At 39.9% G+C, this 26,111-nt stretch carries 26 protein-coding genes and 1 other annotated feature; of the genes, 20 read left to right on the top strand and 6 right to left on the bottom strand.

Annotated features, from left to right (window positions below):
* Positions 1–22: 22 nt before the first annotated feature.
* Complete coding sequence (locus tag MKY45_RS13115; protein WP_052485080.1) at positions 23–889, bottom strand: M50 family metallopeptidase; 867 nt, start codon at positions 887–889, stop codon at positions 23–25.
* Positions 873–1,661, bottom strand: coding sequence for a M23 family metallopeptidase (locus MKY45_RS13110; RefSeq protein ID WP_042534387.1), 789 nt, complete (start codon positions 1,659–1,661; stop codon positions 873–875). Before MKY45_RS13110 ends, MKY45_RS13115 begins: the two co-directional genes overlap by 17 nt.
* A 299-nt stretch (positions 1,662–1,960) precedes the next feature.
* Positions 1,961–2,035, top strand: a sequence feature (ribosomal protein L21 leader region).
* Between the two features lie 15 nt (positions 2,036–2,050).
* On the opposite strand from MKY45_RS13110, the gene rplU reads away from it, so the two are divergent.
* The 6 genes from rplU to pheA all read left to right on the top strand — a co-directional run bounded on the left by rplU (position 2,051) and on the right by pheA (position 6,022).
* Positions 2,051–2,359, top strand: a complete 309-nt coding sequence (gene rplU, locus MKY45_RS13105) for a 50S ribosomal protein L21 (RefSeq protein ID WP_042534385.1) — start codon at positions 2,051–2,053, stop codon at positions 2,357–2,359.
* A gap of 16 nt (positions 2,360–2,375) precedes the next feature.
* Positions 2,376–2,705, top strand: coding sequence for a ribosomal-processing cysteine protease Prp (locus MKY45_RS13100; protein WP_289584815.1), 330 nt, complete (start codon positions 2,376–2,378; stop codon positions 2,703–2,705).
* 14 nt (positions 2,706–2,719) lie between these two features.
* Positions 2,720–3,010 (top strand): 50S ribosomal protein L27, encoded by a 291-nt coding sequence (rpmA, locus tag MKY45_RS13095; RefSeq protein WP_042534381.1) that lies wholly within the window; start codon positions 2,720–2,722, stop codon positions 3,008–3,010.
* A gap of 158 nt (positions 3,011–3,168) precedes the next feature.
* Positions 3,169–3,702: a Spo0B domain-containing protein gene (locus tag MKY45_RS13090; RefSeq protein WP_289584814.1), complete on the top strand. Its 534-nt coding sequence runs from the start codon at positions 3,169–3,171 to the stop codon at positions 3,700–3,702.
* A gap of 2 nt (positions 3,703–3,704) precedes the next feature.
* Positions 3,705–4,985 carry a GTPase ObgE gene (gene obgE, locus MKY45_RS13085; RefSeq protein WP_256704753.1) on the top strand — a complete coding sequence of 427 codons (1,281 nt, stop codon included), beginning with the start codon at positions 3,705–3,707 and terminating at the stop codon, positions 4,983–4,985.
* Between the two features lie 182 nt (positions 4,986–5,167).
* On the top strand, positions 5,168–6,022 hold the full coding sequence (pheA, locus tag MKY45_RS13080; protein ID WP_042534376.1) for a prephenate dehydratase: 855 nt from the start codon (positions 5,168–5,170) through the stop codon (positions 6,020–6,022).
* Between the two features lie 151 nt (positions 6,023–6,173).
* Here the strand turns inward: pheA and MKY45_RS13075 are convergent, their stop codons facing one another.
* Together MKY45_RS13075 and MKY45_RS13070 are read right to left on the bottom strand one after the other, a co-directional pair.
* A complete protein-coding gene (locus tag MKY45_RS13075; protein ID WP_042534374.1) occupies positions 6,174–7,796 on the bottom strand; it encodes a BCCT family transporter in 1,623 nt (540 codons plus the stop codon).
* A gap of 571 nt (positions 7,797–8,367) precedes the next feature.
* On the bottom strand, positions 8,368–9,990 hold the full coding sequence (locus MKY45_RS13070) for a BCCT family transporter (protein ID WP_256704752.1): 1,623 nt from the start codon (positions 9,988–9,990) through the stop codon (positions 8,368–8,370).
* A gap of 481 nt (positions 9,991–10,471) precedes the next feature.
* On the opposite strand from MKY45_RS13070, the gene safA reads away from it, so the two are divergent.
* From safA to yajC, 9 genes are all read left to right on the top strand, one after another.
* Positions 10,472–11,713 carry a SafA/ExsA family spore coat assembly protein gene (gene safA, locus MKY45_RS13065; RefSeq protein ID WP_256704751.1) on the top strand — a complete coding sequence of 414 codons (1,242 nt, stop codon included), beginning with the start codon at positions 10,472–10,474 and terminating at the stop codon, positions 11,711–11,713.
* Between the two features lie 69 nt (positions 11,714–11,782).
* Positions 11,783–12,283, top strand: a complete 501-nt coding sequence (locus MKY45_RS13060; protein ID WP_256704750.1) for a YhcN/YlaJ family sporulation lipoprotein — start codon at positions 11,783–11,785, stop codon at positions 12,281–12,283.
* 84 nt (positions 12,284–12,367) lie between these two features.
* The gene (locus MKY45_RS13055) at positions 12,368–13,099 is read left to right on the top strand and encodes a YebC/PmpR family DNA-binding transcriptional regulator (protein WP_042534369.1); all 732 of its coding nucleotides are present in this window, start codon (positions 12,368–12,370) and stop codon (positions 13,097–13,099) included.
* Between the two features lie 192 nt (positions 13,100–13,291).
* Positions 13,292–13,903 (top strand): Holliday junction branch migration protein RuvA, encoded by a 612-nt coding sequence (gene ruvA / locus MKY45_RS13050; RefSeq protein ID WP_042534367.1) that lies wholly within the window; start codon positions 13,292–13,294, stop codon positions 13,901–13,903.
* Positions 13,904–13,921: 18 nt separating this feature from the next.
* Positions 13,922–14,929 carry a Holliday junction branch migration DNA helicase RuvB gene (gene ruvB / locus MKY45_RS13045; protein WP_042534365.1) on the top strand — a complete coding sequence of 336 codons (1,008 nt, stop codon included), beginning with the start codon at positions 13,922–13,924 and terminating at the stop codon, positions 14,927–14,929.
* Positions 14,929–15,120: a DUF2905 domain-containing protein gene (locus MKY45_RS13040; protein ID WP_042534363.1), complete on the top strand. Its 192-nt coding sequence runs from the start codon at positions 14,929–14,931 to the stop codon at positions 15,118–15,120. The genes ruvB and MKY45_RS13040 overlap by 1 nt, the downstream gene beginning before the upstream one ends.
* A gap of 33 nt (positions 15,121–15,153) precedes the next feature.
* Complete coding sequence (gene queA, locus MKY45_RS13035; RefSeq protein ID WP_341173482.1) at positions 15,154–16,182, top strand: tRNA preQ1(34) S-adenosylmethionine ribosyltransferase-isomerase QueA; 1,029 nt, start codon at positions 15,154–15,156, stop codon at positions 16,180–16,182.
* Between the two features lie 59 nt (positions 16,183–16,241).
* Entirely contained in the window at positions 16,242–17,381 is a 1,140-nt protein-coding gene (gene tgt / locus MKY45_RS13030; protein WP_042534359.1) for a tRNA guanosine(34) transglycosylase Tgt, read from the top strand.
* A 16-nt stretch (positions 17,382–17,397) separates the two neighbouring features.
* Positions 17,398–17,661 (top strand): preprotein translocase subunit YajC, encoded by a 264-nt coding sequence (yajC, locus tag MKY45_RS13025; protein ID WP_042534357.1) that lies wholly within the window; start codon positions 17,398–17,400, stop codon positions 17,659–17,661.
* A gap of 66 nt (positions 17,662–17,727) precedes the next feature.
* On the opposite strand, the gene MKY45_RS13020 is transcribed toward yajC, so the two are convergent.
* Together MKY45_RS13020 and spoVB are read right to left on the bottom strand one after the other, a co-directional pair.
* Entirely contained in the window at positions 17,728–18,111 is a 384-nt protein-coding gene (locus MKY45_RS13020) for a TIGR04086 family membrane protein (RefSeq protein ID WP_042534355.1), read from the bottom strand.
* A 100-nt stretch (positions 18,112–18,211) separates the two neighbouring features.
* Positions 18,212–19,762: a stage V sporulation protein B gene (gene spoVB, locus MKY45_RS13015; protein ID WP_042534353.1), complete on the bottom strand. Its 1,551-nt coding sequence runs from the start codon at positions 19,760–19,762 to the stop codon at positions 18,212–18,214.
* Between the two features lie 130 nt (positions 19,763–19,892).
* Here spoVB and MKY45_RS13010 point away from each other — a divergent pair, with 130 nt between their 5' ends.
* The 5 genes from MKY45_RS13010 to MKY45_RS12990 all read left to right on the top strand — a co-directional run bounded on the left by MKY45_RS13010 (position 19,893) and on the right by MKY45_RS12990 (position 26,093).
* On the top strand, positions 19,893–20,216 hold the full coding sequence (locus tag MKY45_RS13010) for a post-transcriptional regulator (protein WP_226894692.1): 324 nt from the start codon (positions 19,893–19,895) through the stop codon (positions 20,214–20,216).
* 58 nt (positions 20,217–20,274) lie between these two features.
* A complete protein-coding gene (gene secDF / locus MKY45_RS13005; protein WP_042534351.1) occupies positions 20,275–22,527 on the top strand; it encodes a protein translocase subunit SecDF in 2,253 nt (750 codons plus the stop codon).
* A 284-nt stretch (positions 22,528–22,811) separates the two neighbouring features.
* Complete coding sequence (locus tag MKY45_RS13000; RefSeq protein WP_289584811.1) at positions 22,812–23,192, top strand: LapA family protein; 381 nt, start codon at positions 22,812–22,814, stop codon at positions 23,190–23,192.
* Between the two features lie 89 nt (positions 23,193–23,281).
* Positions 23,282–25,591: a single-stranded-DNA-specific exonuclease RecJ gene (recJ, locus tag MKY45_RS12995; protein ID WP_212928146.1), complete on the top strand. Its 2,310-nt coding sequence runs from the start codon at positions 23,282–23,284 to the stop codon at positions 25,589–25,591.
* On the top strand, positions 25,581–26,093 hold the full coding sequence (locus MKY45_RS12990; RefSeq protein WP_042534345.1) for an adenine phosphoribosyltransferase: 513 nt from the start codon (positions 25,581–25,583) through the stop codon (positions 26,091–26,093). Before recJ ends, MKY45_RS12990 begins: the two co-directional genes overlap by 11 nt.
* The last annotated feature ends 18 nt before the right edge of the window (positions 26,094–26,111 follow it).

The following is a 26,111-nucleotide window of genomic DNA, read 5'->3' as shown; positions in this document are numbered from 1 at the left end:
CCGTGGCGGATGTTTTATTTATTCAGTAGCCAGTAAAAGCTTCTCCAATCGTTTTTCGATAAGGTCTCTCATTAAAATAGAAATCCAAGCATTCATTATCCTCCACAGAAATGCGTTCTCTATCAGGGTATTCAATATAAATAGTATGTTTTTTTTCACGATGAAACCGGGCTAATACATCCAAAAAGCTATCTTGAGGAGAGGCATAAATCGGTTGGATAGCACGTACAAAATGTCCGCTCTCATATCTCTTTAAAAGGAAACGGATAAATACATAAAAGCGATATTTCCATTCTTTTCGATTTTCATGTATTAAAAAGAGCCAAATAAGAAAACTGCTCAGTGTAAATGGAAAGAAAAGAAGCTGAGCGAGAATAATCAGGGCACAAATTACTAAAGAGCTGATGATAGTTACATAATACGCCTTTTTAAAGGTTAAGAAAGTAGTTAAAGCTAAGAAAACAAGTTTTCCGCCATCCAGCGGCCAAATAGGCAGCAAGTTAAATAAGAGGATGATTGTATTATAATAAAGAATTAATCCGTAGTAATAGTCTGGTATCATTCCAAAGGAAAATGCGCTATAAAGGAAGCCAAATATGAAAACTTGTACCATCGGACCTGCCAGTATAACAATTACTTCTTCACGGACGGGGCGAGTCCCGTGTTCATCTGTCTTCATGACGCCGCCGAAAGCCCAAAGAATAATAGCGGAAATTCGCCATTTAAAGGAAGAAGCAGCAATATAGTGCCCTAATTCGTGAAGAAAAACAAGGCTGAATATAATAGCAAGTTCAGTAAAAGAACCTGTTAAAAAGGAAATGACAAAGAATATCCAAAGAATCGGATGTAGATGAATAAGCTGTACGGAATTTTTAAGGCTGTTGATCAACCAGAATCACCTGCTCAGGATCAATATATTGGTTTTCTTGCTCAATTGCGAAAAAAACAGATGAACTTTCGCTTTCCATTTCCATTCCTGAGGTTCCCAGAACTTGCCCATTGGCAATATGCTGATATAAATGAACCTCGATGGAATCTAAAAAGCCATATTGTGTCGTGGTTCCATCTGCATGCTGAATCTTGACTGTTTTTTCTGTGGAACGGTCGTTGCCGGCAAACACAACAATACCTTCTTGGACAGCTGCTACATTTTCTTCTCCCTCCGGTTCAATATAGATGCCTTGCCCATTTTCATGGAAATGCTCTGAAATGATGCCGTTGACTGGAAGATACCCTGCATCGTTGGTTACTTCTTCTGAAACTGTACTCGGCCTGAATGACAGGGGAGCACCAAATGCATCAGAATACCATGCATTTACTTTTGCAAAAGGAAATTGATTCGTTAAAGTGGAAGTAAGCCACTCTTTAGGCTGTTGCATAAATGGCCTGTCTATTTCTGTAACGAATGCGGTCCCCAGAAACAGTGAAACGGACAAAAGAGCCTTCACAGCAATACTGGTAATACGGGAATTGTTCTCAGGACTTGCTGAATTTGTATGGCTGGCGGATATAGAAGGATAAAAACCGTGAGACTCTTCCATTTCCGGTAACGCGTTACTTTGCAGATAATCTTCTTGCTGGCTCCGATTTGTTCGATTTAATCCTTTTGCTTTTTGACGCATTTCAATGGCTTTGCGAATTCTTTTTAAGTTTTTATCCATACATCTCACAATCCTTTATAGCGTGGTGTGATTCATTATATGTGGAACAAGCTGTATATATGAGTAAATGGAAGAAAGATAAATGACAGACTGTGCAGGCTGAAGATGATTGATATTTATCCCTTTATCAACGGATATATCGCAGTGTAATTAAAGGTAAGGTTCTTGCAGAAGGATGCATTATTTTATATAATTTGAAAGACACTCCGTCTAAATGGACGAATATAAAGGTATTTTTTAAAAAAGGTTGACAATGAAACCTGTAAAATGATAAGATTTATCTGTTATGCAAAGTAGCACCCGTGCTACAACCGCGCAGAACAGGTTTTAAAACTGCTGTCTGCAGTACCTGAATGGCGAGTCTGAGTTTAAAGAGGAGGTGCATATAAATGTACGCAATTATTGAAACTGGTGGTAAGCAAGTTAAAGTAACTGAGGGACAAGAAATTTATGTAGAGAAAGTTACTGGTGAAGTGAATGACACGGTGACTTTTGAGAAAGTCCTATTCGTCGGCGGAGACGATGTGAAGGTTGGTGCTCCATATGTGGATGGCGCATCTGTAACAGCTAAGGTTGAAAAACATGGCCGTCAAAAGAAAATTGACGTTGTGAAGTTCAAGCCTAAAAAGAACTATCATCGTAAACAAGGTCATCGTCAACCATATACGAAACTTGTAATCGATAAAATCAGCTTATAAGGATCTGTTGTTCATAATGATTCAGGTAACGGTTTTTCAATCTGACAATCAGGTTACAGCATTTAAACTTACTGGACATGCAGAGAGTGGTCCTTATGGGTATGATCTTGTCTGTGCAGGAGTTTCAGCTGTGACATTTGGTGCTGTGAATGCAATTATGAAGCTATGTGAGACAGACCTCGATATTGATCAGGGAGCTGACGGCGGTTATCTTGCTGTGAAGCTTCCAACAAATATAAGCTCCGAAAAACTTGAAAAAATACAGTGGCTGATAAAAGGGATGATTGTCTCTTTAGAAACCATTGAAGAAAGTTATGGGGAGCATATTGAACTGAAATTTTCATAAGGAGGTGCATTTTCATGTTACGTCTTGATTTACAATTTTTCGCATCTAAAAAAGGTGTAGGTAGCTCAAAAAACGGTCGTGATTCAGAATCAAAACGACTTGGATCTAAACGTGCTGATGGACAGTTTGTAACTGGCGGTTCTATCCTTTATCGTCAACGCGGTACAAAAATTTATCCAGGTGAGAATGTTGGCCGCGGCGGGGATGACACGCTTTTTGCTAAAATCGATGGTGTTGTGAGATTCGAACGCTTCGGTAGAGATCGTAAAAAAGTCAGTGTTTATCCTGTAGCTAAAGAAGCATAATGCTCGGATAACAGTATAGTTAAGAAACGAACAAGACAGGCTGTCGAGATAATCTCTCGGCAGCCTTCTTTGATTTCTAAAGTATAGCCGGATTCTGCTGTTTACGACTTTTGATTTCCTCTGATTTCTGCTATACTCAATTTTAATGAGGTGAAGGAATGGACGAAAAGGAGACAGTTGGTTTAATCCAGAAGTATCGACATGATCTAATGAACCGATTACAAATTGTTTCCGGTTATTTGAGTATGGGAAAAGCAGATAAAGCAAAAAAGAATTTAGATGATGTAATCAAGTTTTATGAAGAGGAACGAAAACTGATGCGGTTGAATGCTGATGCATTTATGATCTGGGTATTGCGGTTTCAGGATAACTACCCTTCTTTTGCATTAACCTATCGTATAGATTTGCTGGAATCAATGGAAAAATCCATTGACGGGCAAAAGCTTCTCTCTGCTTGTGAAGCATTATTAGCTGTTTTATCAGATGCTGCAGAAGCGTTCCATGTGCACGAACTCTTTCTCAATATGAAAGAAAAAGAAACCCATTGGGAAATCGGGATGAACATAAATGATGTCGTACTTGAGAAAATAAATATGAATAACGTAGAAAAACAATATGGGATTTCTATGACGAATGAAAAAGAACAAACAAGCTTTAATTGGAAAATAGCAAAGGAAGAAAGAGGTGAATAGCCATGTTTGTTGATCAGGTAAGTGTCTATGTGAAAGCCGGAGACGGCGGTAATGGACTTGTTGCATACCGCAGGGAGAAATATGTTCCAAAAGGCGGCCCCGCAGGTGGAGATGGCGGTAATGGAGCGGATATCGTCTTTAAGGTAGATGAAGGTTTAAATACATTAATGGATTTTCGCTACAATCGTCATTTTAAAGGTAAACGCGGTGAAAACGGAATGAGTAAAACCCAGCACGGTAAAAATGCTGCTGCTTATGTGATTCCAGTACCACCCGGAACAACTGTAATCGATGAAGATACAGAAGAAGTAATAGCCGATTTAACAACTCACGAGCAAGAGGCTGTTATCGCAAAAGGCGGACGGGGAGGAAGAGGTAACACAAGGTTTGCCAGTCCGCGTAATCCAGCTCCCGATATGGCAGAAAACGGTGAACCGGGGCAGGAGCGTAATATTAAAGTAGAGCTGAAGCTGATTGCTGATGTGGGATTGGTCGGTTTTCCAAGTGTTGGAAAGTCTACATTATTGTCTGTCGTCAGTGCGGCTAAGCCAAAGGTTGCTGCTTATCATTTTACAACGATTGCTCCAAATCTGGGTGTTGTGGACACAGGAGACCAGCGCAGCTTTGTGATGGCCGATTTACCCGGTTTAATAGAGGGCGCCTCCCAGGGGGTTGGATTGGGCCATCAATTCCTGCGCCATGTGGAGCGTACAAGAGTTATTGTTCATGTGATTGATATGGCAGGGACAGAAGGACGCGACCCTTATGAAGACTATATTAAGATTAATGAAGAGCTGGCGGCGTATGATAAGAAGCTTTTAACAAGACCGCAAATCATCGCTGCCAATAAAATGGACATGCCGGGTTCAGAAGAGAATTTAGCAGGGTTCAAAGAAAACCTTGGGGAAGAAGTTCCGATATATAAAATTTCAGCTGTTACCAAGGATGGTCTGAGAGATTTATTATTTGCAGTGGCAGATAAGCTGGAAGAGATTCCAAAATATGAGCCAGAGATAGAGCAGGCGGATGAAACGGTTGTTTATCGTTACCAGAAGGAAGAGGATCCTTTCCATATCACAAGAGATCCGGATGGTGCATACGTACTCTATGGACATCGAATCGAAACATTATTTAAAATGACTGATTTCCAACATGATGAAGCTGTTCAGCGTTTTTCACGCCAATTAAGAGGAATGGGTGTAGATAAAGCGCTTCGTGAGCGCGGAGCACAAGACGGTGATACGGTTCGGCTGTTAGATTATGAATTTGATTTTATTGAATAGATTTTAATTTTCAGTTCCAAGCGCCAAAAACGAAGAAATAACACATGAGCCCCGGCGGAAAAACTTAGCAGCCTGCAAGCCTGCAGGTGCGGACAGATCAAAGTTAAACCGCTCTAAATGAACAGGGGCTCAAGTTTCGGCGTTGTTTAACAGGTGCTTTGCATTTTTCTATTTAGGAGGAAATGAAGTTGACGAGTATTGGTTATTTAGGCCCCAAAGGAACATTTACAAAATTAGCAGTAGATGCAACGTTTAACGGAGAACATAAAGAAGCTTTTAAAACAATCCCAGAATGTATCGATGCCGTAGATAAAGGAGAAATTGATATTGGAGTTGTTCCGTTAGAAAACGCTATTGAAGGAACTGTACAATTGACGGTGGATTATTTGATTCATCAAGTGCGGATCCCTGTAGTGGGAGAAATCGTTGTCCCGATTCAACAGCATTTATTGGTGCGCAGTGATATAGTTCAAAAAGAATCCGATATAGAAGAGGTGCATTCGCATAGTCATGCTATTGCTCAGTGCCATCAATATTTGCACCAGAATTTACATAATGCCAAAATTGCTTTTACTTCCTCAACGGGGAAAGCGGCTGAAATCGTAAGCAATTCTGATCAGCCCATTGCAGCTATCGGAAATCGGGCAGCAGCTTCAGAGTATGGCTTGGAAATAATGAAAGAAAATATTCATGATTATCCAAATAACCATACCCGATTCCTGGTCCTTTCTCACCAGCCGGAGAAGGTTAAAATCAAAAGCGAAGCCAAGGGTGATAAAACAACGCTTTTAATTACGCTGCCAAGTGACCAGGCAGGAGCACTGCATCAAATTCTTTCTGCCTTTGCGTGGCGTAAATTGAATTTATCTAAGATTGAGTCCAGGCCTACGAAAACAGGATTAGGCAATTATTTCTTTATTATTGATGTGAATCAAGCCTATGATGACGTTCTTCTTCCCGGTGTAAAGGCTGAACTGGAAGCATTAGGATGCCAGGTTACAATTTTGGGATCATATTCTGTTTATGATATCTTATAAGTTAAAAGTCCTGTCCCTATTTGAAGTTTAGAAGTGATAACAGCGATAATATAATATTTTAAAATAAAAGATAGGTAACAATTTGCAAACAGAATATAGGAGAACAAAAGAAAAAAGTGCTGAGTGATTACGCCCAGCACTTTTTTCTTGCTTATATACCTTTTGTATCGTCTTTTTGCTTTTCTCTGTACGTTTCTAATTTTTTCTCATATTCCTCTGGCGATGTTTCCAGATAAGTTTTCACCCGCTGTTTGTTCGGTGTAATCGTTAGCCCCAGGAATTTTCTTTCTTCATTAGCAATTTTGAAGAAGGATATAACCAGCAATATGACTACAATACTAAATGGCAGAGCAGCTGTTATCGCAGCTGATTGTAATGCGTCAAGACCAGTTTCTCCTCCCGCTAATAAAAGAATAAATGCAATAGCTGATAAGGAAACTCCCCAAACAATTTTCACTCTTCCAGGCGGTGTCAGAGACCCGAAGGAGGTTTGCATTCCTAAAACGAAAGTTGCCGAGTCGGCAGAGGTTATAAAGAATATGGATACAAGCAGAATCGCAATAATTGATAGTATCACGCCCATTGGAAGTTCGTTGAAAATTCCAAACAATTGTGTTTCGGGCGGCATATCAAATATATGTGGAGTACTTTGACCGATAGAGATGCCAGTGACTCCAAATACGCTGAACCATATAATACCTATTACTGTAGGAACCAGCAATACAGCAAGAATAAATTCACGTACTGTACGACCCTTGGAAACACGTGCAATGAAGATTCCCACAAACGGGCTCCAGCTCATCCACCAGCCCCAATAGTAAATCGTCCAGTCGGACATCCAATCACTTTTTTGCTGATTCAGCGGTGCGACATCTAAAGCATTATATACGAAATTTTGCAGATAGCCGCCAGTGCCGGAGGTCATAATATTCAAGATTAAAATAGTCGGTCCGACAATTAATATGATTAGAAATAAAATTCCGGCCAATACCATGTTTGCATTACTTAAATATTGGATTCCTTTGCTTAAACCGCTCCAAGCGCTGATTAAGAACAGCACTGTTACCACAGCTATAATAATTGCTTGTACGAATATGTTATTAGGTATACCGATTAAGTAGTTTAAACCGCCATTAATCTGCAAAGCACCTACACCAAGTGAGACGGCAACACCGATTACGGTTGCAAAAACTGCAAGAACGTCTACCACGGTGCCCAATGGTCCATCAACGCGATCGTGGAATATCGGGCGTAATGCTTTGGATAAAAGTCCAACTTCCCCTCTTCTAAATTGAGAATATGCGAGTGCCAATGCTACAACACCATATATAGCCCATGCATGGAAGCCATAGTGTAAGAAAGTAGAGCGCATCGATTCAAGCATCGCTTCGTTCGTCTCTGGATCCGCTGTTGGCGGAGCAAGATAATGCGAAACAGGCTCAGACGCACCATAGAACACTAACCCAATTCCCATCCCGGCACTAAATAACATAGCAAGCCAAGAAACGGTATTGAATTCTGGTTTATCTTTTGGTTTTCCTAACTTTAACGTTCCGATTGGACTGAAAATAAGAAAAATACAGAAGAAAACGAGGATGGTTGTAAGAATCATGTAATACCAGCCAAAATATTCTGTAATCCAATCTGATAAATTACCTGCAATGTTTCCAAATCCTTCTGGAAAAACTGCTCCAAGTATTACTAAAATGCCAATAACAATAGAGGCGTAAAGAAAAACGTTAGACATTTTTCTTTTTGATGAGTTTTTACTCATAATTTGCTCCTTCCCGTATTTAAAACAATCCTAAATACAAATTTGAATTTTGTATTTTATAGACTTTCATATCCTAACAAGGAACCATCATAAAATCAACTGCAATCTGGATAAAAATAAAGCGAAAGCCTTATTGTACAGCGGTAAGAATGGATTTTAAATTTTATTAAGCTTCTTGTTTCAGGATATCCCCTTATATCTATATACCTCTATAAGATAAAAGAAAACATTTTTATATCAAAATGCGCCTTCAACAGAATAAATGAACTGCCAATGAAAAAAGAAAACCATTTTTAAGGTGCCTGTATGTTTGCAGGTTCTGTTCAGGCGGACAGCCCGGGATAAAATAAAACGGTACAAGAAAAAGCGCTGAGTTATTTTCTTCCCAGCACTTTTTAAGCATCTAATCAGTGTTCAAAAATCTTTCATAACAGAACCTGTCCCTAAGCATGCAACAGCACAGAGTCTGACGGAGAAGCAAGCTGAGAGGCGTCCACAGAATTTAATTTGTTTGCATACTTATTTACCACGGAGAACCGTCCGTAAAACTCCCGCTGAGTGAAGTTTTATTTTATATTCCTTTGGTATCGTCTTTTTTCTTTTCCCGGTATGTTTCTAAATTCTTTTCGTATTCCTCTGGGGAATTTTCCAGATATGTCTGCATTCTTTTTTTGTTAGGCGTTATAGATAAACCTAAAAATTTCCTTTCCTCGTTAGCAACTTTAAAGAAGGATATCACCAGCAATATAACCACGATGCTGAATGGCAAGGCAGCGGTTATTGCGGCGGACTGCAGTGCATCGAGGCCATTTTCTCCGCCTGCCAAAAGAAGGATATATCCAATGGCTGATAATGCAATCCCCCAAATAATTTTTATCTTCCTATCTGGAGTTAAAGACCCAAAGGATGTTTGCATCCCTAAAACGAAAGTTGCTGAATCCGCAGAAGTTATAAAGAATATGGTTACGAGCAGAATTGTAACAATGGATAAAATGGTGCCCAGCGGCATTTCATTGAAAACTGCAAATAATTGCGTTTCCGGGCCCATATTAAAGATTTGCGGAGCACTTTGGGCAATCGAAATACTTGTAACGCCAAATACACTGAACCATAAAATACTAATGATTGTAGGAACAAGCATTACAGCCAAAACAAATTCTCGAATTGACCGGCCTCTGGAAACACGGGCGATGAAGATGCCGACAAATGGACTCCAGCTCATCCACCAGCCCCAATAATAAAGCGTCCAGTCAGCCATCCATTCACGCTTTTGAGCATTTAGCGGCGCGACGTCTAAAGAATTATACAAAAGATTTTGCAGATAGGAGCCTGCTCCGCTTGTCATCATATTTAAGATTAGAATAGTTGGTCCAACAATTAATATAGTAAGAAAGATGATGCCGGCTAACACCATGTTTGCATTGCTCAAATATTGAAGCCCTTTATTTATTCCGCTCCAGGCGCTGATAAGGAATAGCACCGTTACAATAGCGATAATGATCCCCTGAACGATTGAGTTATTAGGCACACCGAACAGGTAGTTTAACCCGCCATTGATTTGTAAAGCTCCGACACCGAGCGATACGGCAACACCAATTACAGTTGCAAAAACGGCTAATACATCTACGACAGTGCCGAATATACCGTCCACACGATCATGGAATAATGGACGCAGGGCTTTAGATAATAGTCCGACCTCTCCTTTTCGAAACTGGGAATATGCGAGAGAAAGAGCAACTACGCCATATATCGCCCAGGCATGAAACCCATAATGTAAAAAAGTGGAGCGGATCGACTCAAGCATCGCGGCATTGGTTTCTGGATCTTCTGTAGGTGGAGCAATATAATGTGAAATTGGCTCAGAGGCACCATAGAACACTAATCCAATCCCCATCCCGGCACTGAATAACATGGCAAGCCAAGAAATTGTATTGAATTCTGGTTTATCTCTTGGCTTCCCTAATTTTAAAGTTCCTATAGGACTGAAAATAAGAAATAAACAGAAGAAAACAAGAATCGCAGTAAGAATCATGTAATACCAGCCAAAATAGTTCGTGATCCAGGAGGATACGTTTCCGGAAATTTGTCCGAATTGATTTGGAAATACTGCACCAAGTATCACTAAAATACCTACAACAATAGAGGCATAAATGAAAACATCAGATATTTTCCTTTTTTTAGAGGGGTTGCTCATAATTTTCTCCTTCCAGTATTTAAAAAATACCTACAATGATTTTTATTATTTTTTAGAATCCAGTTTCCTAAGCAAGCATAAAAAATAATCTCTGCCATGAACGACTCATCTCAGACGCTATAACATTTACGGCCAGCATGAAAACAGACTCCAGACTAAAACAAAACCTATGATTGGAGCGTGTCCAAATAAATACCCGACACAAGAAACGTTATTTAAACGATGCTTTCTCTGGTTAGTATGTACAAATCAGATTGAAACATTTATGGATATGGACACTATTTTGACAGGTCGTCTCTTCTGTGAGGAATATGAAATAAAAAATTTGGCATATTTCTTTATCAATATAAAATGCTGGATTGAAAGCTTGAAAATGAACAAGCATGTAACCATACATGTGCAACTTTTTTCTGTTTCATGCATATGCTGATATAGAGCATTAGCCCATTTCAATCATGAAAGGGAAAGGAGTTCGTTATTTTTGAAAATACACATTGTGCAGCTTGGAGATACGTTGTGGAAATTGGCTGAGAAGTATAATGCTTCTTTTGAGGAATTAAAAAAGGTAAATTCACATTTGGCTGACCCGGAGAAACTAATGCCTGGAATGAAGATCAAAATACCCGGATCAAAAAAAGCGGTACAAAAAAGTACATCTAAAAAAGAAGAGACAGCACCACTATCTAAGGAAGAAAAGAAATCCAAGAAAGAACAAATGACGCCGGTTTCCAAAGAAGAGACAAAAACAACCAAGAAAGAACAAAAAAAACCGGTGCAAAAAGAAGAAAAGAAAAAAGAAGAGCATCCTTATAAGCATAAAACACCGACACCAATTGCTGTTTTAAAAGAGGATGATCAAAAAGAAAAGAAAAAGGAACAATTTGAAGCAGTGATGCCCAAAATGCCTCAAATGCCACAGGCGCCTGCTATGCCTATTTTAGAAAAGGAAATGAAAACAGAAAAGAAACCAGCTAAAATGCCAAAGCCGCCGAAGCCTAAAGAACATAAGCAAGAAAAAACAGCACCAGCTAAAGAGCAGCAGCCGGCAAGTAAGACCGAACCGCAAACACAAGCGCCAGAACAGCAACAGCCTGTATTTGACTTTGATTCTTACCAGCAGCCGGCAGCGATGCCTTGTGAACCTATGCCGTTTTTACCGCAGATGATGCCAGTGTTTTATATACCTTGTCCGCCAATGCATCCGCCGGTACATCCGTATCACCCGTATCCTGTTCATCCGGGAATGCAGCAAGGATTTCCAATGATGCCGCCGACGGGAGACTGCGGCTGTGGAGGACAGCAACCACTACCGCCGATGCAAGGGAGCTTTGCCCCGATTCCGGCTGGTTTTAATGAATCACAGTTTGAAGCAGCTCCTCAGCAGTTTCAAGACATGATGCCTTATCAGCAGCAGCCGTCTGTAAATGAAGCAAGTCAGCAAACGCCGATGCCTGAGTCTTATCAGTCAGTAACGAACCGAGCATTGCATTCTAAACAACAGTCCGATAATGATAAACCGTTGTCTTCTAATAAAGCTAATCATCTGCCAACATCAGCATCATTTTTGGAGCAGCCGCAGGAACAGAGTCCGAAATTCTCTGAAAATCGACACTATTTTCAGCCTCATCAGACGCCGTTATCTAATTCACATGGAAATACATTCTATCCAAAGCCGCCATTTTTTCCGGAACAGCCTGACGATAAACATGATTCCAGCTCGTAAAAGTTTTGATAAAAAAGGTGTAAAAAATCCTTCCTTATCCATACTAAAGTATAAGGGAGGATTTTTATTATGTTTAAAATACAATATATAGTTTATGCAGTGTTCACCATGATAATATTAACAGGCTGTTCAGATACCGATACAGCTACAGAAAAAAATGCAGGCAATGACCAATCTGTTCAGCCAATTCATTATGAGGAAAACAGAAACCGAACAACCTCGGAGAATGATGCTGAAAAGCAAACAAAGGCCCCGTCATTAGAGAATTTTGACCGGGAAGAATCAGCTGCATTTCAAAAATTGGTCAGCGAGCATGTTGATGCAGAAGATGTTCGGGTTGTTACAGGAAGAGATCGAGTGGTTGTTGCTGTTCAAATGAAGAAAGGGACAGATCAGCGTGATTTTGAAGAAATAAGTGAGGAAATCGAACAAATTCTGGATACAGATAAACAGCTTTTTATCTATAATGATGTGGCAAAGTGGGAGCAAGTTAAAGATTTTTATGCACGTGATGAAGCAAACCAAATGGGAGAAGATATGGAACGTATGTTTGAAAATCTGTTCGAGTAGCTAAGGAAAAAAGACGGTTTTCCTTTTCTGATGGGACTTTTTTTGATATAGTAAAAAAAGAGTTTCGAGAGAGGAGTATGTCTAATGGCTGGACATTCCAAATGGAAAAATATACAGAAGAGAAAAAATGCACAGGATGCAAAAAAAGGTAAAATTTTTATGAGGCATGCGAAGGATATCTATCTTGCTGCGAAAAGCGGCGGCGGAGATATGGATACCAATGCTGCTTTAAGAACAGCTGTGGATAAAGCAAAGGCTGATAATATGCCTAATGATAATATAGAGCGAAATATAAAAAAAGCAACCGGCACGCTGGATGGCGCCACCTATGAGGAAATTACCTATGAAGGCTACGGCCCCGGCGGTGTTGCGGTTATTGTAAATGTGTTAACAGATAATAAAAACCGTACTGCGGCTGAAATCAGACACGCTTTTAAGAAAAATGGCGGAAATCTTGGTGAAAATGGAAGTGTATCTTTTATGTTTGATCGTAAAGGCTACATTGTCGTTGAAAATGAAGATGATACTATCGATGAAGATACGATGACTTTAGATGCACTGGAAGCCGGTGCAGAAGATGTCAGTATAGAGGATGGAGCTTATGAAATCTATACGAGCCCCGAGGATTACCAGGATGTTGTCTCTTATTTGGAGGAGCAGTCTTATAAGTTAGCTGATGCAGAAGTCACTTTCATTCCGCAAAATTATAATTCTTTATCTCCGGAAGATGAAGAGAAGATGATGAAGTTAGTGGATGCATTAGAAGAAAGTGAAGATGTTCAAGATGTTCATCATAATCTGGAGTCGAATGAATAAACTTCTATTTATCCTAAATAGAAGTTTATTCATTGATTCTGTTTAAAGAGGATGTTCAAAAAGTCCATAAAAAATGACACGGCGGGGAAAAGATTTTTTCCTATGAACACCTACGTTCTGGCACATTATTAGACGACCTGTTCTTATTTATTGGTCTTTATGAACACGCACTTAAAATAAAGGGAGCTCAATATGATTGCATATATAAAAGGAAAGCTTACGACGATAAAAGATAATGCTGTCATTGTGGATGTACATGGGATTGGGTATGAGCTGATTTGCCCCAATCCCTACGTATTTGAACCGGAAATGAATCAGCAAGTCCAAATACATACGCATCATCATGTCAGAGAAGATGCACAAATTTTATTCGGCTTTCGGAATACAGATGAGAAATATTTATTTACGAAGCTTATTTCAGTGTCAGGCATCGGTCCTAAGGGAGCTTTGGCGATTTTAGCCGGCGTGAATATTCAAGGCTTTATTGCGGCGGTTGAAAATGAAGATGAAAAATTTTTAACAACCTTTCCAGGGGTCGGAAAAAAAACAGCGCGCCAGATTATTTTAGACTTAAAAGGAAAGCTGGTTCATGATTTTGCAATAGAAAATACAGAGGAACAGACTTCCGGAGAAGCAGCAGGCACTAGCGGGCGTGAAATTGTGTCTGAAGCATTGGATGCCTTAAAATCATTAGGCTTTACCACAAGTGAGCTGAAAAAAATCACACCGCAGCTGAAATCAGATAAGACGCTCACGAATACAGACGAGGTTATTCGCAAAGCATTTAGTCTGTTAGCAAAATAATAGAAAGGAGTGTTCCTTTTGGATGAACGTATGATTGACGGAAACCTGCATGATGAGGATGTGTCGATAGAGCAAAGTTTAAGGCCGTTACAGCTAGAGGACTACATTGGTCAGCCAAAGGTAAAAGAAAATTTAAGTATTTTTATCCAAGCAGCTAAAATGCGTGAAGAGCCGCTGGATCATGTATTGCTGTTCGGGCCGCCGGGGTTAGGTAAAACGACACTGGCTTCTATTATTGCTAATGAGATGGGTGTGCAATTCAGGTCTACTTCTGGCCCGGCAATAGAGAGAGCCGGAGATTTAGCAGCAATTCTATCTTCTTTGGAGCCTGGAGATGTATTATTTATTGATGAAGTGCATCGTCTCCCGAGATCTGTGGAAGAAGTGCTTTATCCTGCTATGGAAGACTTCTTTATTGATATTGTAATTGGGAGCGGGCCAAGTGCGCGCAGTGTCCGGATTGATTTGCCGCCTTTTACACTGGTAGGAGCAACAACACGATCTGGGCTCTTGAGTGCGCCGCTGCGTGACCGGTTTGGTGTACTCAGCCGTCTGGAATACTATGATGTGGCGGATTTACGTCAAATTGTTATGCGTACAGCCGATATATTCCATATGACGATTTCAGAAGATGCGGCTATAGAGATTGCCCGCAGATCGAGGGGAACGCCGCGTATTGCAAACCGTTTATTAAAAAGAGTACGTGATATTTCACAGGTAAAAGGAGAAACAGAAATTAGCTTTGAAACGACCAGACAGGCTTTAAAAATGCTGCAGGTGGATGACGCCGGTTTGGATCATATTGATCATAAATTGTTAACGGAGATTATAGAAGGCTTTAATGGCGGGCCAGTCGGGCTGGATACCATTGCGGCAACGATTGGTGAAGAATCGCAGACGATTGAAGAAGTATATGAGCCGTATCTGCTTCAATTAGGTTTTATCCAGCGTACACCCAGAGGGAGAAAAGTAACACCCAAAGCCTATGAACATTTTGGAATACCAATGATAAACGGGGAAGAGTAATGGGTAAATTATTTATTATTGCTGGAATCGTGCTAATTATCATCGGCTTGATTTGGACCTTTATCGGGAGGCTGCCGGGTGATTTTACGTTTCAAAAAGGAAATATGACCTTTCATTTTCCGTTAATGACTTCTATTCTTGTTAGTGTCATATTAACGCTGATTTTATTTATTATCAGCAGATTTAGATAGGTTTTAATGATAAGAGGAAAGTAAGGGATGGACATGAATATTGAAGATTTTGATTTTGATCTGCCTGAAGAATTAATTGCGCAGACACCGCTGAAGGATCGGACTGCATCCAGGCTTTGTGTGCTGGATAAACAGACAGGCCGAATACAGCATCAGCATTTTTCAGATATAATAGATTACCTTCAAACTGGAGATTGCCTTGTTTTGAATGATACAAAGGTGTTGCCTGCCCGCCTGTATGGTGTAAAAGAAGATACAGGTGCGAAGCTGGAGGTTCTTTTACTGCATCAGGAAGAAGGCGACAGTTGGGAAGTGTTAGTAAAGCCGGCGAAAAAAGTAAAAAAAGGGACAGTCATTGATTTTGGAGATGGGCTGTTAAAGGCTGTTTGCACAGGCACGAAAGAACATGGCGGACGTACAGTCGAATTTTCTTACCAGGGTATTTTTTATGAAATATTAGATGAACTTGGAGAAATGCCATTGCCGCCATATATTAAGGAGCAGCTTTCTGAAAAAGACCGTTATCAGACGGTTTACGCAAAAGAAAAAGGATCTGCTGCTGCTCCGACTGCCGGTCTTCATTTTACCGATGCATTATTACAGCAGATAAGGGAAAAAGGCGCCCAGATTATTTTTATTACGCTTCATGTTGGTTTGGGGACATTTCGGCCGGTAAGTGTTGATTCTGTTGAAGAGCATACGATGCATAGTGAATTTTACCGTATGTCCGAAGAAGCGGCTGACACTTTGAATCAAGCCAAAGCAGAGGGCAGAAGGATTATTTCAGTAGGAACCACCTCCACTCGGACACTGGAAACAATTGCCCGGGATTATGATGGTTCCTTTGCAGAAACGAGCGGCTGGACAGATATTTTTATTTATCCGCCATATCAATATCAGGCGATTGATGGATTAATTACAAATTTCCACCTTCCCAAATCAACACTTATTATGCTTGTAAGTGCTCTGGCCGGGAAAGATGAGGTGCTTCATGCATATCATGAGGCTGTAAAAGAACGTTATCGTTTCTTCAGTTTTGGAGATGCGATGCTAATTATCTAGCCTAACGAGGTATAAATACGTTATGATATGTTTAGGCTGAAGAAAAGGGAAGATAAATGATGACACCGATAACGTATGAATTAATAAAGACAGATAAACAGACAGGGGCAAGACTTGGCCGTGTCCATACACCGCATGGCTCGTTTGATACGCCTACTTTTATGCCGGTGGGGACACTGGCAACAGTAAAAACAATGAGTCCGGAAGAATTGCATTCGATGCAGGCAAATATTATCTTATCGAATACCTATCATTTATGGCTGCGCCCCGGAGAAGATATTATTGAAGAGGCTGGCGGCCTGCATAAGTTTATGAACTGGGATAAAGCCATTTTAACAGATTCAGGCGGTTTTCAAGTGTTCAGCTTAAGCGATATGCGTCAAATCGAAGAGAAAGGTGTACACTTCCGAAATCATTTAAATGGAGAGAAGCTGTTTCTTTCACCTGAAAAAGCAATGCATATTCAAAATGCATTGGGATCAGATATTATGATGGCATTTGATGAGTGTCCTCCGTATCCGGCGACCTATGATTATATGAAGTCATCTGTTGAACGGACCTCCCGATGGGCAGAGCGCTGCCTGGAGGCGCATAAGCGTCCGGATACCCAAGGTCTTTTTGGTATCGTTCAGGGCGGTGAATATGAAGAATTACGAAAACTAAGCGCTCAAGATTTAGTTTCTCTTGATTTTCCCGGCTATGCAATTGGCGGATTATCTGTTGGGGAGCCAAAAGATGTGATGAATCATGTCTTGGAATTTACTACACCTCTATTGCCGTCGAATAAGCCAAGATATTTAATGGGAGTCGGTTCCCCGGATGCACTGATCGATGGGGCGATTCGTGGCGTAGATATGTTTGATTGTGTTCTGCCGACCCGGATTGCCAGAAATGGAACGTGCATGACTTCAAACGGCCGATTAGTAGTTCGGAATGCGAAATATGCACGTGATTTTTCACCGATAGATGAGCATTGCGACTGTCATGTTTGTAAGAATTATACAAGAGCTTACATCCGACATTTAATAAAATGCAATGAAACATTCGGATTCCGACTTACGACTTATCATAACCTGCATTTTCTGTTAAAATTAATGGAGCAAGTCCGAACTGCTATAAAAGATGATCGACTTGGTGATTTCAAAGAGGAATTCTTTGAACAATATGGATTGAATCAAGAGAATCCAAAGAACTTTTAGGAAGGAGTTGGAACATATGGAAATGGTTACACCTATTTTATGGATCGTACTTATGTTTGCTATTTTTTATTTCTTACTTATTCGTCCGCAGCAAAAGCGTCAGAAGCAAGTAAGAGAAATGCAAGATAGCCTGCAAAAAGGTAATGAAATCATAACAATCGGTGGATTACATGCGAAAATCCATGCGATTGACGAAGGCACCATTGTGTTAATTACTGAAGAAGGTACAAAATTAACATATGACCGTTCAGCAATCAGAGAAGTAAAACAAAACGCATAATCAATGAAAAAAGCTAATGAGTAACATTCATTAGCTTTTTTTTTATGGATTACTATCGTTTACGAATCAATTTTCTTCAGCCGGACTTGAAAAGTTAACCCCGATAATCCCGCCTAATATGGCTGCAATCAGATAAAACCCGTGATACATTGCTTGTGTCCATGTAAAACCCTGCTGGTAGCCGAGAAATTGCACCAGAAAAACAAATCCGGTAAATCCTAAACCAACCAGTACTCCTAAAAGCCAACCCTTTGCTTTTCCTTTTAAACCAGTAATTATTCCGCAGGTGAATAAAATAACCAGACCAATGACAAAGGTTGCCCATGATAAAGTTGATTCTGTCATGTCCACGAATTTTAATAACAAGCCCAATGCAAAGCTCGTGAGAAAAAGTAAAACGAATAATATAATCCAACCGTAGAGTAAGGATGTCCATTGAATTTTTACCATTGATTCATCTCCTCTGAGTTTGTCCCTTAATTAAATTTATGCCCGGACATTTTATTTAGAAGAAATATTTATAGGAGAATGACATATAAATTCTCTAAATTTATTTCTTTTTAGAGAAAAACGGCAGCTGTCTTAATTCTTCTTTTCGAATAAATCGTAATAGAATCAGCAATATCATATAAATTAGAGCAATAATGATGAGCAGCAGGATAAACGAGATTAAAGTTGTATCGGCTGTGTAAAATTGGTTTTTTATATAAAACGTCAGCAGGAAAGTAGTTCCGCATAAAATAATCATGCGGATAATCTCCTTCCAGGCAGGAAAATAATTTATTTCCTTTTTTAATACCATAATATGGAGAAAAGTAACGAGAACAACATTTGCGCAGATAGCGATTGCTGCTCCTTGGATTCCTAAATTGGAACTGGTTGCCAGCAGTATCATCGCTCCGAATTTTAAAATGACTCCAATCAATGAGTTCCACATTGCCGGCCGGGCTAAATCAAGTGCTTGCAGTGCTGCCTGCAATGGGGCTTGAATATATAAAAATAAGAAAAAAGGTGCCATAATAATCAACAACGGGGCAGCGGAATCCGAACGATACATAAGATTTAGCAGATCAGCAGCGAATAAAGTCATTACAATGGTGGCTAATGCCCCTGAAGCAAAGGAAATTCGGATGGATTGGTGAATACGGCTATGAATCAGTTCCTTTTGGTTCTTGGCAGCAGCTTCCGAAATAGAAGGAACAAGTGCTATTGACAGGGAGCTTGTTATAAAAGTCGGTAAAAATAATAAAGGCATGGTATAGCCCATTAATTCTCCGTATTGTTTCGTTGCAACAGCTGTAGTTACTCCAGCCAGCGCAAGAGATTGGACAATAATGATTGGGTCGAGAAAATTAGAAATCGAACCAATCATTCTGTTCCCCAGGGTAGGCATAGAAATAGATAATAGTTCTTTTGCGGTTTCTTTTCCGGATAAAACTGTTTCTGTAAAGTGTTTGCGTATTTTCAGCTTTCTTTTTTGACGAAATTTTCGAATCATGTATAAGAGAGAAGCGAATTCACCAATAATAATACTGAACATAGCGCCTGCCGCTGCATATTCCACCCCGTAAGGTAAAAGGATATATATGAATATACCGACGAAGGCAATCCGTACAACTTGTTCAAGAACTTGTGCGATACTTTGCGGCTTCATATTCTGTTTTCCCTGGAAATATCCCCTTAATACTGCGGAGACAGCAGCTATAGGGATAATCGGGCTAATCACCACTAGAGGAAGCAGTACACGTTTGTCCGTGAATAAGGTATCCGATAAAATGGGTGCTGCGAGAATCAAGATGACAGTAAACAGGATACTTGCACTTAAAGTTATCGCAAGGGAGACGGCAACGATTTGTTTTATTTTTTTCGAATCATTTTGAGCATCTGCTTCGGCTACACGCTTGGAAATAGCCACAGGAAGACCGAATTGCGTCAGCGTCATTACCAGAAATAAGGTAGGCAAAGCCATCATATAGAGACCGACACCTTCTTCACCCATAAAGCGTGCGACGACCATACGGTTAATGAAGCCCATAAAACGGGTCAGCATCCCGGCGATAATTAGAATCAATGCTCCTTGGATAAAGGATTGTTTTGTCATTTGTGTTGCCCCGCCTTCTCAAAAAAATAAATTTGATATACAATGATATATATGCTGTATAATGGACAAACCATGACAGTTGAATAAAAAAGTCGTACAATAAGAAAGTACTTCATGGTGATTAACAAGGATGCTTAAGAAGAAATGGTGGGATGAAATGGACAGCCGACATGTAGACACATGGAAAGAAATGATTTATCCGGCACTGAAAAGCAAACAAGAAGAATTAGAAATGCTAGGTTATGAACAAGCGACTCCAGAGGGCGTGTGGAAGTGTCTTTGTGTAAAAATCTGGAACGGAGAACCGGAAAAAAGGTTACATGAAATCGTTCAAGATATTTTTCATTTGAAATCATCTGTTTATTTAAGCTATTTAACGATTCAATCCTATGAAAATGATGATTTAGCCGCTTCAATCGAAGCACTTATAGGCAATTCACCAGATAACGGGTAAATAATACTCGTTTGAACACGTATGAAATGGTTGATATATGAAGGAGGAAGTGCAAACGATGAAAAAAAGAGGCAGAATCGTTGCCTTTTTTCTTGTCATCGCAATTTTGGCAGGAGTAATTGGAACAACGTTTAGTAATCTGGCAAGCAATGTGAACCTTGGCTTGGATCTGCAGGGAGGCTTTGAGGTTTTATATGAAGTAGAGCCTGTTGAAGATGGTCAGGAGATTTCAAGTAGTTTACTGGAAGGGACGGTCCAGACGCTGAATGACCGGGTGAACCGACTGGGAATAAGTGAAGCGGTTATCGATATAGAAGGAGATGACCGGATTCGAGTGCAGCTTGCAGGTGTTGACAACCAAGCTGAAGCAAGAGAATTGCTGTCTACATCCGCACAATTGTCTTTCAGGGATGTTGATGATGAAGAGTACCTTGATGGATCTGATATTGTAGAAGGAAGCGCCAGTCAGGATTATAATCCGAATACCAATGCGCCGATTGTTACCTTGCAATTACAAGATGCATCTAAGTTCGGTGAAGTAACCGAAGAAATTAGCCAAATGACAGATAACCGTTTAGTAATCTGGATGGATTATCAGGAAGGTGAGGATTCTTTTTCAGAAGAGGTGACGAAAGAAGATCCTAAATTTGTCTCTGCGCCGGCAGTAAGCGAGCCCATTCATTCTCGTGATGTCATGATTGAAGGAGACTTTACGGTAGAGTCGGCTCAGCAAATGGCAGATATCATTAATTCTGGTTCACTGGATGTACATATGAATGAAATTTTCTCTACATCTGTAGGTGCACAATTCGGCGAACAGGCATTAAATGAGACAGTTATTGCAGGACTGATTGGGATTGCTTTAATCGTTCTTTATCTCTGTGTAGTTTATCGCTTCAGCGGGATTATTGCTTCCATTAATTTGGCTGTATATGTATTCTTAGTTGTATTGATTTTTGAATTACTGAATGGCGTATTGACATTGCCGGGAATAGCAGCCCTGATTCTGGGAGTAGGAATGGCAGTTGATGCGAACGTTATTACGTTTGAACGTATTAAAGAAGAGCTGCGTGCCGGCAAGTCGGTGAAAGCTGCCTTTCAATCTGGAAATAAAAGCTCTTTTGTAACGATTTTAGACGCTAACATAACAACCTTAATTGCAGCTGCTGTGTTATTTATATTTGGGACAAGTTCTGTTAAAGGCTTTGCAACGATGCTGATTATCAGTATTTTAGTCAGCTTTATCACTGCAGTATTTGGCACAAGGGGACTTCTGGCTTTATGGGTCCAAAGCGGCTTCTTGAAAAAAAGAAAGACATGGCTTGGTGTCAATAAGAATCAAATCAAAGATATTGCAGAGGGCGAAGAAGCAGAGCCGACCGTTTTAGGAAAACAGGTTAACTTTACAAATCATCGCAGGAAGTTCTTTGCTGTAAGCTTAATACTTGTAATTATTGGAGCTCTCGTTATTGGCATCTTTCGAATTAATCCGGGTGTTGATTTTACAAGCGGCTCGCGAATAGAAGTAGTAGCTGACCAAAGCTTGACAGAAGAAGAAATAGAATCGGAATTTGCAACGCTTGGTTATGAAGTCAGCTCCGTGAATTTATCAGGTGAAAATAACGATATCGGAGTTGTCCGGTTTGACACGGTTCTTGACGAAGGGGAAGTGGATACCGTACAGCAGCACTTCCTGGAAATCTATGATCATGAGCCTAGTGTGAGTGTTGTATCACCAATTGTCGGTCAGGAGCTTGTGAAAAATGCAATCTATGCAGTTGCTATCGCATCCATATTTATTGTTGCGTACATTGCCATACGTTTTGAATTCTTCTTTGGGGTTACAGCAATTATTGCCCTCTTGCATGATGTCCTGTTTATGCTGATGGCTTTCAGTATCACGCAAATTGAATTTGATGTCACCATTGTAGCGGCAATTCTGACGATTATCGGTTATTCCTTGAATAATACGCTCGTTATTTTTGACCGAATCAGGGAAAACATTCGTCAGGAGAAAAGAGTCAAATCCTTTAAGAAGCTTGCAGAAATTGTGAATAAGAGTATTGTTCAATCATTTATCCGAACAATGAATACATCGATCACTACTATTATTGCTGTTGTTGCGTTCCTAGTACTTGGAGCTGCGTCTATATGGGCTTTTGCTTTCGCTCTCTTAATTGGATTGATTGCCGGAACTTACTCTTCTCTATTCCTTGCTTCCCATATCTGGTTAGTATGGAGAGGCAGAAAAGTGAAGGATAAGCCGGTAGACTTTAGAAAGAAAGAACGAGTGGAAGGACCGCAAGTATAAATACCTTAGAGTGCGTATTCAAAAAGCCCGAAGTACGGACACTCACTATGTCATGTGTATTGGATTTTTTGAATATCCTCTTTAAATAAAATGGATAAGAGCGATGAAAAAGAGAGCTTTCAACATGGTAATATGGTAATGTATTCGAATACGTCTGATCACGGACCTTGCCGGGTACAGTATCATTTGCAATATGGAAGCTCTCTTTTTTCATTAATATGCTTAAAATGATTCCTTATCGGGTAATAAACAGGTAGTAAATATTTTTTAATGGAGGAAGTTTTATGAATGCACAAGTTTATGTCATACTCGCAATTATATTTGTAATTATTATTGCCGTTTTTGCTGTAATCAATGTGGACCCTGTTGCAGTGAACTATTTATTTTGGACACAGGAGTCTCCTTTAATTCTGGTTATTCTTTTTTCTGTATTAATGGGAGGATTGATTACTGCAGCAGTAGGAGCTATCAGACTATACAGAGCACATCAAGAAGTGAAAAAACTCCGCACAGAAAATGAGCGTCTTAAAAAGCGCATGGCAGCAAATGGAATGACGGATGAACTGGATAATGAAAATGGCAGAAACGATAAAAAAGATTACCAAGAATCCCGAAAAGAAATGCGTGTGGAAAGAAGAAATGCGAAAAGAACAGATAAAGAATAATCTGTTTAATCAATTTAATTCATAATCAGAGAAATCTATTTGATGCCCCTGGCTTACTTTAGTATAATAACTAGGTCAGGGGTGAATTTATGCTATCAAGTAAAGCGAATTGGAAATATATAGATAATCCTCCTGTAGAGGAGAGAGAGTCGCTCGACATTGCGATGTCACCTATTGTAAAAGATTTATTTTTACAAAGAGGAATTACGACAACAGAAGAAGCAAAACAATTTATGCAGCCCGATCTCAACCATTTGATTGATCCATTTTGTTTAAACGGTATGGAAAAAGCCGTAAAGCGAATCAAAGAAGCGGTAGATAATAACGAAAAAATAGTTGTATACGGAGATTATGATGCGGATGGAGTAAGTTCTACGGTTGTTTTGCTGCACGCATTGAATAAAATTGGTGCAGTTTATGAATATTATATCCCGAATCGGTTTACAGAAGGATATGGTCCCAATGAAGCTGCCTTCAGGCAGCTTCATCAAGCTGGATTTGGATTAATTATAACGGTCGATACCGGGATTGCTTCAATTCGTGAAGCCGAAGTAGCAAAGGAGCTCGGGTTGGATTTAATTATTACAGACCACCATGAGCCCCAAGCGGAGATACCGGATTGTTATACCATTATTCATCCGAAGCTGTCTGAAGCGTATCCGTTTAAAGAACTGGCAGGTGTTGGTGTTTCTTTAAAATTAGCACATGCTCTTCTCGGAGAACTGCCTGTGGAGGTGCTTCCTTATGCAGCGATAGGTACGATAGCTGATCTGGTCCCGCTGGTGTCTGAAAATCGAATTTTAGCTGCATTTGGTCTAAAAGAATTGCAACGCACAAATTATGTTGGCTTGAAAGCATTAAAACAAGTATGTCAGCTGGAAGAAACCATAACCGAAGAAGATGTAGGCTTTCGCATTGGACCGCGTATAAACGCTGTAGGAAGACTGGGTGATGCTGATCTGGCTGTTGATCTTCTGCTGGAAGAGGACGCGGAAATTGCTCTGGAAATGGCGAATGAATTGAATCACATAAATGAACAGCGTAAGAAAATAGTTCAGGATATTGTAGATGAAGCAATGGACATGGTTCAAACAGATAAGCGGATTATTATTGTAGCTAAAGAAGGCTGGAATGAGGGCGTATTAGGGATAGTTGCTTCAAAATTAGTTCAAAAATATGATCGGCCGGCGATTGTGCTTGCGAAAAAGCCGGAACAGGGAATTGTAAAAGGGTCAGCCAGAAGTATTCCTGCATTTGATTTATTCGAGGGCTGTATGACAGTCAGAGATTTGTTCACACACTTTGGCGGACATGCCCAAGCAGCGGGGATGACATTACCTGCTGAAAATCTAGAGCCGTTAGAAACTGCTTTAAATAAGCTGCTTTTTGAAAATTTATCAGAAGAAGATTTTAAGCAGGAATTATATATTAATGCTATATTAGATATGGAAGATATCAATGTTTCTCTTATCGAGGAGATAGGAAAGCTTTCTCCGTTTGGTATGGGCAACTCAAAGCCGTTATTTGAGATAAAGGAGATACCAAAGGAAGTCCGTCAAATCGGAAGCAGAAAGAATCACTTGAAAATGCAATTTGCTTCTTCCAATGCCCAAATAGATACAGTAGGTTTTGGATTTGGAGAGCTGAAAGAAGCTATTTCGCCATACACTAAAGTATCCGTTGCCGGCGAGCTTTCTGTTAATGAGTGGAATGGGAGAAGGAATGCGCAAATAATGCTGGAAGATTTAAAAATTACGGAACGGCAGCTCTTTGACTTTCGCGGAAAAAAAGCAGAGCAATTGCTTTCTGAAACGGTGAAAGAAGTTTTTGTTTGCGGAGAGCCTCTCCGGTTGAGAGAGCATCAGGAGACATTTACCTATAAAGAGGCGCTTTCTAAGAAACTTGATGCTTATCAGACCATTGGTTTTACTGCGTTGCCGGCTTCATTAGATGATATGAAGAAGATTATTCGGCAGGTGAATCCTGAAAATATTGTCATCGCGATACGTCAGGTGCCAAATCAATATCCATTTCAATTCCCTTCCCGGAAAGAATTTGTAGACTATTATAGCTTGATTAAACAGCATAAGAAGTTTCAGATTAAAGAGATGCAGAAAGCGATTGAACAGCACCGGGGCTGGAATGAAGCAAAAGTAATGTTTATGTCGGAAGTTTTTGCAGATTTAGGTTTTGCAGAGAAAAAGGATGGATGGCTCCGTTATGCGGAATCAGGGAATAAAAAGGATTTATCCGAATCCGAAATTTATCAATCCTGCATGAAACAAAAAGAAGCAGAAAATATACTTATCTATTCGAATTATCAAGATTTAAAAAAATGGTTTGAAGCTTGTATGGACACGCCCAACAACCTGAAGGAGGAAGCAGTATATGGATTATAAAGAATATATTGAGATTGTGGAGAACTGGCCGAAAGAAGGTGTCCGGTTTAAAGATATTACGCCTTTGATGGCTAATGGACCAGCTTACAAATCGTCTGTCGATGAAATTGTAGAATATGCAAAAGAAAAAGAAATTGATGTGGTTGTAGGTCCGGAAGCAAGAGGATTTATCGTAGGATGTCCGGTTTCCTATGCCTTAGAAATTGGGTTTGCTCCTGTTCGCAAAGAAGGCAAGCTGCCGCGGGAAGTAATTAAAGTTGATTACGGTCTGGAGTACGGAGAGAATGTATTAACTATTCATAAGGATGCAATTAAGCCTGGACAGCGTGTATTAATTACAGATGATCTTTTAGCTACAGGCGGTACCATCGAAGCAACGATTAATTTAGTTGAACAGCTTGGCGGAATTGTTGCGGGGTGCGCTTTCCTGGTGGAGTTAAGTTATCTGGACGGCAAGGATAAGCTGGAAGGCTACGATGTACTTACCATCATGACCTATTAAAAGCTATGGAAAAAAGAG

The organism is Oceanobacillus sp. FSL K6-0251 (assembly GCF_038004725.1).
GTDB classification, from domain to species: Bacteria; Bacillota; Bacilli; order Bacillales; family Amphibacillaceae; genus Oceanobacillus; species Oceanobacillus oncorhynchi.
Note: the sequence above shows the minus strand (reverse complement) of the source record. Positions and strands in the feature narration are given on the sequence as shown.